Source organism: Dermabacter sp. HFH0086 (assembly GCF_000413375.1).
Classification (GTDB): Bacteria; Actinomycetota; Actinomycetes; order Actinomycetales; family Dermabacteraceae; genus Dermabacter; species Dermabacter hominis.
In genome coordinates, this window is the sequence record NZ_KE340308.1 from 1,506,904 (window position 1) to 1,520,828 (window position 13,925).

12 protein-coding genes are annotated in these 13,925 nt (G+C 62.5%); 8 read left to right on the top strand and 4 right to left on the bottom strand.

Features of this window, described 5'->3' with window-relative positions; genetic code table 11:
• Positions 1-29 precede the first annotated feature (29 nt).
• Positions 30-1,046 (top strand): YeiH family protein, encoded by a 1,017-nt coding sequence (locus HMPREF1484_RS06620; protein WP_040386513.1) that lies wholly within the window; start codon positions 30-32, stop codon positions 1,044-1,046.
• Positions 1,047-1,117: 71 nt separating this feature from the next.
• Here HMPREF1484_RS06620 and HMPREF1484_RS06625 read toward each other — a convergent pair whose 3' ends face one another.
• Entirely contained in the window at positions 1,118-1,939 is an 822-nt protein-coding gene (locus HMPREF1484_RS06625) for a hypothetical protein (RefSeq protein WP_016664262.1), read from the bottom strand.
• A gap of 191 nt (positions 1,940-2,130) precedes the next feature.
• Here HMPREF1484_RS06625 and HMPREF1484_RS06630 point away from each other — a divergent pair, with 191 nt between their 5' ends.
• Positions 2,131-3,210: an ADP-ribosylglycohydrolase family protein gene (locus tag HMPREF1484_RS06630; RefSeq protein WP_016664263.1), complete on the top strand. Its 1,080-nt coding sequence runs from the start codon at positions 2,131-2,133 to the stop codon at positions 3,208-3,210.
• A gap of 166 nt (positions 3,211-3,376) precedes the next feature.
• Here HMPREF1484_RS06630 and HMPREF1484_RS06635 read toward each other — a convergent pair whose 3' ends face one another.
• A complete protein-coding gene (locus HMPREF1484_RS06635) occupies positions 3,377-5,932 on the bottom strand; it encodes an FtsX-like permease family protein (RefSeq protein WP_016664264.1) in 2,556 nt (851 codons plus the stop codon).
• The gene (locus tag HMPREF1484_RS06640; protein ID WP_016664265.1) at positions 5,929-6,654 is read right to left on the bottom strand and encodes an ABC transporter ATP-binding protein; all 726 of its coding nucleotides are present in this window, start codon (positions 6,652-6,654) and stop codon (positions 5,929-5,931) included. Before HMPREF1484_RS06640 ends, HMPREF1484_RS06635 begins: the two co-directional genes overlap by 4 nt.
• A 280-nt stretch (positions 6,655-6,934) precedes the next feature.
• On the opposite strand from HMPREF1484_RS06640, the gene HMPREF1484_RS06645 reads away from it, so the two are divergent.
• From HMPREF1484_RS06645 to HMPREF1484_RS06660, 4 genes are read left to right on the top strand one after another with little or no spacing between them, the layout of a single operon-like run.
• A complete protein-coding gene (locus tag HMPREF1484_RS06645; RefSeq protein WP_016664266.1) occupies positions 6,935-8,071 on the top strand; it encodes a PLP-dependent aspartate aminotransferase family protein in 1,137 nt (378 codons plus the stop codon).
• A 35-nt stretch (positions 8,072-8,106) separates the two neighbouring features.
• Positions 8,107-8,910: a transporter substrate-binding domain-containing protein gene (locus tag HMPREF1484_RS06650; RefSeq protein WP_016664267.1), complete on the top strand. Its 804-nt coding sequence runs from the start codon at positions 8,107-8,109 to the stop codon at positions 8,908-8,910.
• 21 nt (positions 8,911-8,931) lie between these two features.
• Positions 8,932-9,618 (top strand): amino acid ABC transporter permease, encoded by a 687-nt coding sequence (locus HMPREF1484_RS06655; RefSeq protein ID WP_016664268.1) that lies wholly within the window; start codon positions 8,932-8,934, stop codon positions 9,616-9,618.
• Entirely contained in the window at positions 9,605-10,393 is a 789-nt protein-coding gene (locus HMPREF1484_RS06660) for an amino acid ABC transporter ATP-binding protein (RefSeq protein ID WP_016664269.1), read from the top strand. Before HMPREF1484_RS06655 ends, HMPREF1484_RS06660 begins: the two co-directional genes overlap by 14 nt.
• 48 nt (positions 10,394-10,441) lie before the next feature.
• Here the strand turns inward: HMPREF1484_RS06660 and HMPREF1484_RS06665 are convergent, their stop codons facing one another.
• Positions 10,442-11,002, bottom strand: coding sequence for a methylated-DNA--[protein]-cysteine S-methyltransferase (locus HMPREF1484_RS06665; protein WP_016664270.1), 561 nt, complete (start codon positions 11,000-11,002; stop codon positions 10,442-10,444).
• A gap of 309 nt (positions 11,003-11,311) precedes the next feature.
• On the opposite strand from HMPREF1484_RS06665, the gene dnaK reads away from it, so the two are divergent.
• Positions 11,312-13,174, top strand: coding sequence for a molecular chaperone DnaK (gene dnaK / locus HMPREF1484_RS06670; RefSeq protein ID WP_016664271.1), 1,863 nt, complete (start codon positions 11,312-11,314; stop codon positions 13,172-13,174).
• Positions 13,171-13,818, top strand: coding sequence for a nucleotide exchange factor GrpE (locus HMPREF1484_RS06675; RefSeq protein WP_016664272.1), 648 nt, complete (start codon positions 13,171-13,173; stop codon positions 13,816-13,818). The genes dnaK and HMPREF1484_RS06675 overlap by 4 nt, the downstream gene beginning before the upstream one ends.
• Positions 13,819-13,925: the final 107 nt, after the last annotated feature.

Consider the following 13,925-nt stretch of genomic DNA (forward strand, 5'->3'; position numbering starts at 1 on the left):
GAGCGTGCCTGGATTCCTAGAATGAGGCCGTGCCAGCTTCATCTTCTTCCCGCGTCTCTTCACTATCTCTCGTGCCCGGACTCGTGCCGTGCGTGCTTGTTGCGATCCTTGCAGTCGCCGTGAATCGTGCCCTGCCGGCAGCGAGCCCGTTGCTCATCGCGATTCTGCTCGGTGCGCTCCTCACGAACCTGTGGACAATTCCGGAGTCGTGGAACGCGGGCATCCAATTCACGTCGAAGAAGCTTTTGCGCGTCGGGATCGTGCTGCTCGGTTTGCAGCTCGCGGTAGGGGACATCCTTTCGCTCGGCTGGCGCGTGATCGTGGGCGTCATCCTCGTCGTCACCCTCTCGATCCTCGGCACTCTCGCCATGGCACGCGCCCTGGGCATCAGCCGCCCACTGTCGATCCTGATTGCGTGCGGCTTCTCGATCTGCGGTGCGGCCGCCGTTGCCGGCGTTGAAGATATCGCTGACGCCGACGAAGAGGAAGTAGCCACCGCGATCGCGCTCGTCGTGCTGTTCGGCACCCTTATGATTCCGCTCGCGCCGCTTGCCGCGCACGCGATGGGCATGGGAGAAAGCGCGGGCGGCACGTGGATAGGGGCGAGCACTCACGAGGTCGCGCAGGTCGTCGCCGCCGCAGGAGCCTACGGTGCCTCGGCCCTCTCGGTCGCGGTGATTGTCAAGCTCACGCGCGTGGTGCTTCTCGCTCCCGTCGCGGTCGCGCTCTCCCTCGCAGCACGCTCACGCGGCACGCTGCGCGAGGGCACAAAGCGCCCACCGGTCGTGCCACTTTTCGTCGTGGGCTTCCTCGTGATGGTTGGTCTCGGCTCGCTCCACATCATGCCCTCGCAGGCGCTTGCGGGAGTCAAGCTTCTGCAGACAGGGCTGCTCGCGGCGGCGATGTTTGCCCTTGGGCTCGGGGTGAAAATCAAGGGGTTGATCAGCGTCGGCGGGAAGCCCGTTCTCCTCGGTGCCATGAGCACCGTCTGGATTGCCCTGCTGGCGCTCGCCATGGTTGCGTTCTCGGGAGCGATGGGCGCGTAGCAAGCGTCGGAACAGCCCCTTCCGCGCCCGGCTTTTCTCCACCCGAGCCGGCGAGGATGAGACAGGGGAATTTAGGCGAGCGCGGCTATTCCTGGCGCGAGCACGAAAATGACCGCGAGCGCGGCCGTCACGATGCCGATAGCGAACGGGGCGAACGCCCACGGGGAGTTCTTGCGGCGTTGCGGGCTTAGGCTCTGCACGATAAGCGTTGAAAGGCCCGAGGCGATCGAGAGAACGATCGTCGCGACCGTCATGATGGGGGCCGCTGTCACGAGCGTGCAGGCACCAAGCTGGAACAGGAACAACCCTGCGATGTCGAGGAAGCGTACGCACATCGCGCTCCGCACCGAAATGCCGCCGTCGAGAACGCTGAGGACAGTCTCCTTCGACCAGTCCGAGGGCTGCGTGATCCGCCGGCGAGAGGCGGCAAGTTGCACGGTCGCGAGGGTCGCCCACACGAACATTGCTCCCACACCGATCCACAGGCCGAGCGCACCAGTCCACTGCCAACTCAGGGTCACGAGGGCAATCAGACAGACGAGCAGTCTCACGAGTTCCTCAATCGCCACACGGCCCACGAGGAACCATGGCGAGCGGGTCATCGCCGCGCCCTTCTTAGTTCCCACCACGCCCGCCACAAGCATGAGAGCGAGGTGAACGAGGCCAAGGCCTATGCCGAGGAACACCACGCCTGGTGAGGTCGGTGTCGCCGCGAGACTCGCTGCAGCGAGCACGAGAGCGAGAAGGGGGGTGAGCAGCGAAAGTATGGCGAAACCACGCCCGAGCGCGTGAACGATGTCGTTGCCCGTGGGGCCGTGGTCGTGGTCGCTGCCGCACGAGCAATGATCAGTGCCGGGATCCACGTCGTGGGCGGGCTCAGGCGCTGTACTCACACAATCTCCTTGGTCAGCCGGGTACCGGATTTGCCTTCCAAGCGTAGTGAGCCGATGCGCATTTGCCCATGAGGCACAGGAAAATGCGAGAAACACGGCTTAAACTGGCGTGACCGGTGTGCGCAGGGCGGCGCCAACACCACCCGTGCACACGCCGCACGAGTTTTCACGGCAACGAAAGGGGATTGAAATTGTCGGACATCGCCCCTTCAACCGAGGCTACGGAGGCCCGGGAACCTGAACGGCCGAACGATCCACACAGTCTCAGCAAGCAGCAGCGCGAACGCGCACTCGGTGCGGTACTCGGCGCTGCCACGGGCGACGCGCTCGGAGCGCCCTACGAATTCGAGCCTCCCATTGCGGATTCCGACGACGTGGCCATGACCGGTGGCGGGCAACTCGGCTGGAAGCCGGGGGAGTGGACCGACGACACGGCGATGGCAATCGTCATCATGCGGGCAGCCGCCCACGAGATCCACGGTGATTCGCTCACGAGCGAAAGCTCCCTCGACGCGATCGCCGCCGGCTGGTACCAGTGGTCGCGAGAAACCCCCGACATCGGGATCCTCACCTCGAACGTGCTGCTCGCCGCCCTCGAGACCGCGCAATCACACGGCAATAGCGTGCCCTCTGGCCGCGACATGCACGAGGCGGCCCGGGCGATACACAAAGCGCAGCATCACACCGCCGGCAACGGCGGGCTCATGCGCGCCTATTCGGTTGTTCTGCCATATCTCCTCGCGAGCGAGGACGAATTCGAGCGCGCCGTTGTTTTCGTCAACACGCTTACGCACGTCGACCTCGAGACGATCGAGGCGGCAGTCCTGTGGAGCTTCGCTATTCGTCACGCGATTCTCACCGGCGAACTCACGATCGATGCTGGCATTGGCCGGCTCACGCCTGAACGCCGTGACTATTGGAGGGGCCTCATCGCCGAGGCACACAGTGCCCCGCCCTCATATTTCGCCCGAAACGGGTGGGTCATTCACGCCTTCCAAGGAGCGGTTTCGGCCCTGTGCCACGCGGGGGATGTTCCCGAGGACAAGTTCGAGCGCCGCGCCTACTTCACGCGCGTCGTCGAAGCGGCGGTGCGCAGTGGAAACGACACCGACACGGTTGCGGCGATCGCGGGTGCGCTCGCGGGCGCCGTGGTGGGTTACAAGGCCATCGATCCCGTGTGGCGGCGTGCGCTCAACGGCTGGCCGGGGTTTACCGAGAAAGATTTGGCGCAGCTCGCCCTGGCGGTGCTTGAGCGATTCGGCGCCTCGTGAGTTGCTCCCTCCCTCGGGGGTAGATAGGTGCCGAGTGGCCTCGTTGTGGTTTTGCCCCTGGGCGTTTCCGCATTGACGCAAAAGACGGGCGGGAACCAGTGTGCACGCACTGCTTCCCGCCCGTGCCGCGCATGAGAGCGGCCGCCCTATGGTGTGACGCTGATGCCTACTCGTCTCGCTGCGCGAGCGCCTGGGCCGGTGCCGTCGCGCTCGCCCGCATTCCGGGCAGAATTGAAGCGAGAACGCCTGCGATGAGCCCGGCGAGCAGAATCATGAGGAGATACAGCCACGGAATTGCCGGGTAGAAGTCGAACTCACCCGCGAGAAGTGAGCGCACGCCGAGCATTCCGAAAGCGGTACCTAGAAGCACGCCAACGAGTGAGCCCAGGAAGGCAATGAAAATACCTTCCCATACGAGCATCGCGCGGATCGCGCCCTTCGAGGTGCCGAGCGCACGCATCAGGGCGTACTCGCTTGAACGCTCGATCACGCTCAGGCTGAGAGTGTTCGCGACGCCGACGATCGCGACCACGACGGCAACCGCAAGGAGCGCGACGGTGATCGTGAGGAGCGTCTGGATCACCGTTGCCATCACCTCGCGCTGAGCCCCATCGAAGGACTGTGCCGTGACGGTCTCGGGAGGCAGCTGATTAGAAAGTTCACTCAGCGCGCCGGTGAGTTGGATCGACGTGGTGTGAGCCCTCTGTGGAGAATCAGGAGCGGCAAACTTGACGAAGACCGCTTTGCCTACATCGATCCCAAGCCCATCGAGGGTTTCGGGGGCCACCAGGGAAATTGACAGTTTCCCCTTGACACGGACGGTGACTTCGCGTGCACTTCCATCATTCGCGTTGACAGTGACCGTCTCGCCGTCGTGAACATGGAACCGTTCCGCGCGAGCCTTGCCCATGTGCAGCTCTCCGGGCGGTGGAACCTCGATCGAGTCCGACGTCGCAACCTCCTGCAGGTCCTCCGCCGAGGGGGCGTATACGGTCATCGCGCCCGCGTCGAATGGCAGTTCTGCCGTGGGGACCTGGCGTGCGGTGTCCACACCCTCGGTCTTTTGAACCTTCTCGAGGAAACCAGCGGGAAGGTCGGTGGCGGCAATGATGGTGTCGACAGGGACGCGGTCAGTGATGTCATGCTCGAATGTGTTTTGAGCGGTCACCGCACCGGAGGCCATTGTCGCCATGAGAGTGGTGCCAATGATGAGCGCCGACATCGTGATGCCCGTGCGTTTCGGATGTCGCGCAAGGTTCAAAAATGCGAAGCGTGCGCTCGTGAAACCGAGGGCGGAGGCGAGTGCGTTGCCGAGTTTCGCCACCGGCGGGATGAGCGCCGGCAGCAGCCCGATCACACCGACAAGAATCGTGAGGCATCCGAAGAACGCGCACAGCATGGAAATCAGGATCATGAACTCGCTGTCTTTGAGGACAATTTCGACGACGAACGAGCCGAGTGAGACAACAACACCGAGCGCAACAACCGCCGAAGCGAAGATCGTGCGAATCAGCGACGCGTGCTTACCGGAGGCGATCTCTGCGGGGCGCAGTGCCTCGAGAGGCTTCACGCGAGACGCGCTGATAGCCGGGAACACCGATGCACAGACCGCGAGGATGAGAGAGGCGAGGATCGGGATGAGAATCGCGAAGATATTCAATCCCGGGACGACAGGCAAAGCCTCGGAATAGGTGAAGCGGCCCACGAGAAGGAGCGCCCACCAGGCGAGGTACGCGAGAACAATGCCGAGAATCGAGCCGATAATCCCGACGAGTAGTGCGTCGCGAACGATCGCCCACATCGCCTGGCGGCGTTTCGCGCCGAGCGCACGCGCGAGAGCGAACGATCGCCTGCGCTGCGCCATCGTCACGGCGAACGAGTTCGTCACGACGAGCGCGCTCGTCGCAATAGCGATCAGGACGAATCCTGCGAGAAGAGCCGAGAGCATGGTCACGACTGTCAACGCCATGAGATTCGCCTCCTCCAGGAATTCCGTGACAGTCGCGGCGTCGTACCCGGCAGCCTTGAGGTTACTCACCAACTCTTCTTCGCTCACGCCGGGCTTGGCGACGACGGCGATCGTGTAGTAGTCGGAGGCTTTTTCGGAGGCATCCCCTCCAAGAGCCGTGAGGGTGTCGATGCCCGCGGTGCCGAATGTGAGGGTGCCCCCGGGATTGAGGACCTGCGCGAGCTGCGGCCTGCTAATGCCAGCGACGGTGAAGGTAAGCGTCTGGCCGGAGTCGAGCGACTGGACCCCAATCTGGCTTCCAACCTTCAGATTGCGTTTTTTGGCGAACGACGTATCGACGGCAACCTCGTGGTCTCCACTGGGGGCTTTGCCTTCGACGTAGTGGGCATCAACGCCGGGGCGAACCGTGTCTACCTTGACAAACGTCCCCTTGGAATCGAGTGGGTTCTCTTTGCCTGTCTCCCCCTCGTCGAGTGCGATCGCGAACGTGTTGTCAGTCTTATAAAATGCGCCGTCGGCACCGTCCACCTTCCCAATGGCCTCGGGCGAGGCGGAAGCGGCATCGCCCTCCGTTGTAAAAGCTGGCTGTACGAGGGCGCTAGCCCCCTGAACGGGTCCCGTGACCTGGGCTTTGACAGCTTCGCCCACAAATCCGACGGCGAGAACAGCAATGGCAATGAAGGCGCTCGTAAGCGCAATCGTGATGGTGGCGGCGAGGTGCCTGCGCCGCGGCTGAAGTTTCAGGGTACTCACTGTGCCTGCACCGCTTTCTGGCCGACGTACTCATCGGCGACGATTCGGCCGTCATGCATGCGAAGGATTCGATCTGCCCTGTGTGCAGCGTCGTCTTCGTGCGTCACCATGACGACGGTGTGGCCGAGAACGTCGACGCTCTCACGCAAGAAGCTCAGTACGGCCTCGGTCGAGGCCGAGTCGAGGTTGCCGGTGGGTTCATCGGCAAAAATCACGGCGGGGCGCGTGACGAGTGCGCGCGTCAGCGCGACGCGCTGGATCTGGCCACCCGAGAGCTGACTGGGGCGGTGCCCGAGGCGCTCGGCGAGGCCAAAGCGCTGCACAAGCATCCCGAACCACTGCTCATCCACCTTGCGACCGGCGAGTTCAAGCGGGAGAAGAATGTTCTCCTTCGCCGTGAGCATGGGCAACAGGTTGAACGATTGGAAGACGAATCCGATTCGGTCGCGGCGGAGGGTTGTGAGTTGCGAGTCCGAGAGCTGAGTGATGTCGACGCCCTCAACCACGATCGTCCCGGAGTCGATTGAATCGAGACCGGCGAGTGAGTGGAGAAGAGTCGATTTTCCGGAGCCCGAGGCTCCCATGATCGCGGTGAACTCTCCGGCACGGATGTCGAGCCCGACTGCGTTGAGAGCGGTCACTTGGTTGCTGCCGCTTCCGTAGGTTTTGGTGACCTCGCGCGCGCTGACGGCGACGGGAGAGGGGGGAACGGTTGTGGACATGGGTACTCCTCTGGATGTCCGGGATGATGTGATCGGTCAGACATCTCTTATTCTTCGCGAGCATATGCGCTGAGGCAACAGTCTCGAGGCGTGGATGTTCCGAGGGGATCTCATACGTGAGATTGAGGGGGATTGCGACTTTTGGAGCGTCATAGTTCGTCACAGATTTTTTGGTTTTCGCCAGCGGGACCCCTAGTATTGACATGCTTATGGGGTACATAAGCTATTGTTAGCGCTTGTGTGCCCAGCAACCCGAGTTACGGAAGGACTGTGGAGAGACATGCATATTGACACCCGGGCCATTCTTGCGCCGCGCAAGAGCGAGTTTGGGGCGGTTGTGCCGCCCGTCCACCTCTCCTCGACCTTCGAACTCGATATCGACTCAGTGAGCGGAGACTACGCCTATCAGCGCGGCTCGAATCCTTCGCGAGCCGACCTCGAGTCGGTCATTGCGAGCATTGAGGAAGCGAAGCACGGATTCGCTTTTGCGACCGGGATGGCCGCAGTGAGTTCGGTTTTCAGCCTCTTGAGCCCGGGTGACGAAGTGCTCTTTTCATCCAACGTGTATGGCGGCACCTTCCGCTACGTCGAAAAGATCTTCCCTCGCGCTGGCTTGACGGGCACGTTCTTCGACGACCTCGGTTCTATTACGAGCGAAGACCTGAGCGAGAACACGCGCATGATCTTCGTCGAATCACCCGGCAACCCCACGCTGCGCGTCGTCGATATCGAGCGCCTCGCGAAGCTCGCGCACGCGCACGGCGCTCTCCTCGTCATCGACAACACATTCATGACCGCGGTCCTCCAGCGGCCCCTCGACTTCGGCGCGGACCTCGTCGTTCAGTCCGCGACCAAGTTCCTCGGCGGCCACAGCGACCTCCTTGCGGGTGCTGTCACGACGAATGATGACGAGCTCGCCGAGAATATTCGCCTCAGCCAGAAGGTCTTCGGTGGGGTGCTCGAGCCATTGACCTCTTTCCGGCTTCTCCAGGCCATCAAGACTCTTCCGCTGCGCATCGCCCGTCAGCAAGAAAACGCTGAGAAGCTCGTTGCCTTCTTGAGCGATCACCCCGCAGTCCAGACGGTGCTCTCAGCCGGGTCCTTCAGCGAGGCTGAACGGGAGGTTCACGAGCGTCAAGCCAAAGGTATCGGCGCCGTCTTCTCATTCGAACTCGCGCAAGGCTACGACCTCAAGAAATTCCTCCATGCGCTCGAAATCCCCTCGTTCGCCGTGAGTCTCGGAGGAGTCGAATCGCTTCTGTCGATCCCGGCGACGATGAGCCACGACGGCATGACGCAAGCCGCACGCGACCGTGCTGGCATCACCGATGGCCTCGTGCGCTTCAGCGCGGGCATCGAGAATATCGACGACCTCCTGGCTGACTTTGCCAAGGCGCTCGACGCCGCGCAGAAGTAGCCACTTTCCCCATCACTCTCATAAAGGAGCTCACTATGTCTCGTTCCATTTCGCGCCGTTCAATCCTTGCGACCTCCGGCATTTCTGCTGCCGCCCTGGCCCTTGCCGCATGCGGCTCGTCCGATGATGGAAAGCAGGCCGGTGGCTCGGGCTCCGCAGAGGGCGTGCTCAAGGTTGGTGTTGAGGGCGTGTACAAGCCGTACAACTTCCACGATGACTCCGGAAAGCTCGTGGGCTTCGAGATCGACATCGTCGAGGCGATCGCCGAGAAGATCGGCAAGAAGGTCCAATACATCGAGGCGAAATGGGACAGCTTGCTTGCTGGCCTCGATGCCGGGCAGTACGACGTCGTCATGAACAACGTCGCTGTGACCGATGAGCGCAAGAAAGCTTTTGACCTTACTGTTCCCTATGCACAGACCCAGGGTCGCCTTGGCGTCCCGGAGGGCTCGGACATCATGTCTCTCGCCGATGTCAAGGGGCGCCGCGCGGCGCAGACGACAACCTCAAACTGGGGGCAGGTCATGACGGACGCCGGCGCCGAAATTGTCGCATCCCCGGGCTTCGCCGAATCGGTCGAACTTGTCTCGACCGGCCGAGCCGACGTCACGGCGAACGAGGTCGTTGCGTTCGACACCTATCTTGAGGAACACCCCGACGCGCCGATCAAGGTCCTGGACGAGAAGCTTGAAACCGAGGTTCTCATCGCCGGGGCGCTCAAGAAGGGCAGCCCTCTCACCGAGAAGATCAACAAGGCTATTACCGAGCTCCTCGACGATGGCACGATCGCAAAGATCGACAAGGACTGGCTCGGGCTTGACCTCACTCCCAAGAACTAAGCGCCCCACGGAGATTCCCTCGTGAATGTTGATTTTTCGCGAGCCCTAGAGGTGTGGGCAGGGGCGATTGGCCCCATGCTCCTCGCGACCCTCAAGGTCACGATCCCTCTCTCGCTCATCGCTTTTGCGATCGCCCTCGTGCTGGCCATCATCACGGCCAGCGCGAGACTTTCGCGCTTCCGTCCGCTCAAGGCGATCGCGTGGCTGTACGTGTGGGTGTTTCGCGGAACACCTCTGCTCGTGCAGCTCTTCATCGTGTTTTACGGACTGCCGAAGCTCGTCCCATCGCTCGTGCTCGACCCGTGGACTGCAGCCGTCGGAACCCTCGCCTTGAACAGTGGGGCCTACGCTTCCGAGGCGGTGCGCGCGTCAATCCTCTCAATCCCGCGCGGCCAGTACGAGGCGGCGGCGACGCTCGATCTCGATCGCCGCACGACGTTCCTCAAGGTGATTGCCCCGCAGGCGTTCCGCATTGCGCTCCCGCCGCTCAGTAATGACTTCATTGACCTCGTGAAGGGCACGAGCCTCGTCTCGACGATTACGCTGCTCGACATGTTCATGGTGGCGCAGCAGCGAGCGGCCGCAACGTTCGAGCCGTTCTATCTTTACGTCCTCGTAGCGGCGATTTACCTTGTCCTTATTTCCGTGCTGAGTCTCGTGCAGGCGTGGCTAGAAAAGAAAGCGAGCGTGTACGTTGAGCGCGACTGAGACCTCTGCTGACCTCAATGCGGGTGAGGCACGCAGCCCACTGAGGCTGCGCTCGATCACGAAGCGTTTTGGTGCGCTTACCGCACTCGATCACATCGACCTCGACATCGAGCCGGGGCGCACGACCGTTCTGCTCGGCCCCTCGGGCTCGGGTAAATCCACGCTTTTGCGTTCCATCAACCTTCTCGAAAAGCCGGATGAGGGCACGCTTGATTTCGGAAGCGGCCCGATAGACGTGAGCGGCAAGCTTTCGGATCAGAAGGTCCGCGAAATCAGGCGTCACTCGACCATGGTGTTCCAGCAGTTCAACCTGTTTCCGCACCTCACGGCTCTTCAGAACGTGACGCTTGCGCCGATCACGTCGCGCGGGATGTCGAAGGCCCACGCTCGTGAGAGGGGTATTCGCGCCCTCGAGCGCGTGGGGCTTGCGGACAAGATCGACGCCTATCCCGCGCGACTATCTGGCGGTCAGCAGCAGCGGGTTGCAATCGCCCGCGCTCTTGCTTTGAGCACCGACTATCTCCTGTTCGACGAACCGACGTCTGCGCTTGATCCGGAGCTTGCCGCCGAGGTTATCGCGGTGCTCTCGTCTCTCGCGAGCGAGCACCGCACCCTCGTCGTTGTGACGCATTCGCTCCAGTTTGCGCGAAGCGTTGCCGACCGCGTCGTGTTTGTTGAGGAAGGAAAGATCCTCTTCAACGGCGATCCCGAGCACTTCTTCAATTCTGAGGATGAGCGCCTCAAGCGTTTTGTGAGCGTCGTGGGGTCCGTCTAGGAGTTCGAAACGGTAGGGGAAGGGCCGATGGTTGCCACTTTCTCGGCGTCACGCACGTGGCGCGCCGCCCTCCTCGAGCGCGAGCAAGAAACGCTTTTTCTCGATCCCGCCGCTAAAGCCGCCAAGGCTGCCGTTGGATTTTATGACCCTGTGGCACGGGACCACGATCGGGAGGGGATTTGTGCCGCAAGCCGTGCCCACTGCGCGCACCGCTTTAGGGTTGCCGGCACGCTCTGCGACCCACTTGTAGCTTTGCCGCTCGCCGAAGCCAATCTGTTCAATTGCCTCATGCACCGCGCGGCGAAACCCCTGGGAAAGGGAGCGGTCGAGCGGGAAGCTGAAGGTCCGACGGTTGCCGTCGAGAAAATCGAGGATCTGATCCTTAGCCGCGCTAAGCACCTCGTGGGGCTCGAATGCGGGTGCCTGAACTGAGGCGTGCGCGGCTTTGCGTAGCTGTGCTTCGGTAAGGGCCTTCATGGCCTCGAGGTCGTCACTTTCGAAGGCGATGCGCACGAGCCCGCGTGACGTTGCCGCGAAGAGAAGTGTGCCTATGGGCGAAGGGGTTTCGACGAATTCGAGCGAGAGGGGGTCGGCGCAGTGTGTGGGCATGACCGCTTCTTTCCGTGGCTCGAGGGCGGGGTTGGCGCAAAGGCGCAACCTCGATTGTGGCACGCGCGCCTTGGAACCCTTTTATGGGCGCAAGCGCGCACACAATGTGACGTGAGGCATATGTAGAAATCTGTGGAATAAGCTCGCCAGCAGAAGAGTTGAGTCTAGTGAACTCAAGTTGAGTGATACGTCGATTGACAACCCAACTTTGGGGAGCGTTGACTAATCGCGTTCTTGAGCACAGCCAAGTTGATAGCGGTGCGGCCACCACAGGAATCCACCGGCCGCACACGCGGAAGGAGAACACTTATGTCACAGGCAGTAGGAATCGACCTCGGCACCACCAACTCTGTTGTCGCCGTTCTCGAAGGTGGCGAACCCACCGTTATCGCGAACGCCGAAGGCGCTCGCACAACCCCCTCGGTTGTGGCCTTCTCGAAGTCCGGCGAAGTCCTCGTCGGTGAAGTCGCTAAGCGCCAGGCCGCGACCAACGTTGACCGTACGTACTCGTCTGTCAAGCGCCACATGGGCACCGACTGGACGACCGAAGTTGACGACAAGAAATACACCCCGCAGGAGATCTCGGCCCGAACCCTCGGCAAGCTCAAGCGTGATGCTGAGTCCTACCTCGGCCAGACCGTGACCGACGCGGTCATCACCGTTCCCGCCTACTTCAACGACGCGGAACGCCAGGCCACGAAGGACGCCGGCCAGATCGCGGGCCTCAACGTCCTGCGCATCATCAACGAGCCCACCGCCGCCGCACTCGCGTACGGTCTCGAAAAGGGCAAGGACGACGAGCGCATCCTCGTGTTCGACCTCGGTGGCGGCACGTTCGACGTCTCCCTCCTCGAGATCTCGAAGGATGAGGACGGCTCGGCCATTCAGGTCGTGGCGACCGCGGGTGACAATCGCCTCGGTGGCGACGACTGGGACCAGCGCGTCGTCGACTATCTCGTGAGCCAGGTCAAGAACAAGGACGGCGTGGACCTCTCGAAGGATCGCATCGCACTGCACCGCCTCAAGGAAGCCGCTGAGCAGGCCAAGAAGGAGCTCTCGAGCTCGACCTCGACCAACATTTCGCTCCAGTACCTCTCGATGAGTGAAAACGGCCCGATCCACCTCGACGAGAAGCTCACGCGCTCCCACTTCGAGGAGCTCACGAGCGACCTGCTCGAGCGCACGAAGGCACCGTTCCACCAGGTCATCAAAGACGCCGACGTTTCGGTTTCCGACATCGACCACGTGATCCTCGTGGGTGGCTCGACCCGTATGCCGGCCGTGACCGAGGTTGTCACCTCGCTCACCGGCAAGGAGCCCAACAAGGGTGTCAACCCCGACGAGGTCGTGGCTTACGGCGCCGCGCTCCAGGCCGCAGTGATCAAGGGCGACCGCAAGGACGTGCTTCTCATGGACGTCACGCCGCTCTCGCTCGGCATTGAAACCAAGGGCGGGCTCATGACGAAGCTCATCGAGCGCAACTCGGCGATCCCGACCAAGACCTCCGAGGTCTTCTCGACCGCTGACGACAACCAGCCCTCGGTCGCGATCCAGGTCTACCAGGGTGAGCGCCAGTTCACGCGCGACAACAAGCTGCTCGGCACCTTCGAGCTCTCCGGAATTGCACCGGCCCCCGCCGGCATGCCTCAGATCGAGGTGACCTTCGACATCGACTCCAACGGCATCGTGAACGTGTCCGCGAAGGACCGCGGCACCGGCAACGAGCAGTCGATCCAGATCACGGGTGGCTCGGGTCTCTCCGACGAAGAGATCGACCGCATGGTGAAGGACGCCGAGGCACACGCCGCCGAGGACGCCGAGCGCCGCAAGAACGCTGACGCTCGCAACACCCTCGAGCAGCTCACCTACCAGGGCGACAAGCTCCTCAAGGACAACGGCGACAAGATCCAGGACGCCGACAAGACCGCAGCTGAAGACGCGATCAAGGAGGCCAAGGAAACCCTCGCCAAGGAAGATGCCTCGACGAGCGACCTCGAAGCCGCACGCGAAGCACTGAGCGAGAAGCTCCAGGCTGTCGGCACCGCGATCTACTCGGCCGCTCAGGCCGAGCAGGCAGGTAACGCCGAAGGCGCGGATTCGGCCGACGCTGCCTCGGGCGAAGACGACGACGTTGTCGACGCCGAGATCGTTGACGATGAGGACGACAAGTGAGCGAGAACGACAAACCGTTCACGTTCACCGATAAGCGCACGTCCACGAAAGGCGAGGAGCCAGACATGAACGAGCAGCCAACCGACGGCGCGCCGGAGGAAACTCCTGCGCCCGACGCGGCGGGCGCGAACAGCACTGAAACGCCCGAGAGCGCCGAGGTCGACGATCTCTCCGCCGAGGCCGGAGCCCTCTACGAGAGTGCTGTCGCCGAGACCGAAGCCCTCAAAGCGAAAGTGAACGAGCTCGAAGAGCAGCTCAAGCGCGACCAGGCCGAATACGTGAACTCGCGCAGGCGCATCGAACAGAGCGCCGTCGTGGGTCAGCAGCAGGCCGTCGCAAAGGTCCTCACATCGCTGCTTAGCGTCCTCGACGACATCGAGCTCGCTCGGCAGCACGGGGATATCGCCGAGGGCACGCCGTTTGCCTCGATCACGAGCAAACTCGAGGAAGCACTCGGTGCGCACGGTCTCGTTCGCTACGGCGAGGTCGGCGAAGAGTTCGACCCCGAAAAGCACGAGGCACTCATGCACTCAAGCAGCGGTGATGTCGAGGCGACGAGCCTTGAGGTCATCATGCAGCCGGGCTACATGATGGGGGAACGTGTCCTGCGCCCGGCGCGCGTGGGCACGGTCGGCCCCAACTAAGGCAGGGCAAACGTCGGCCCCTCCCGACACGTGACAGTGGAACGGGGCGGGCCGACGCCACCAGCACACCGCGAGGCGGCGGGCACACGCACCGCCGCCTCGCTCCA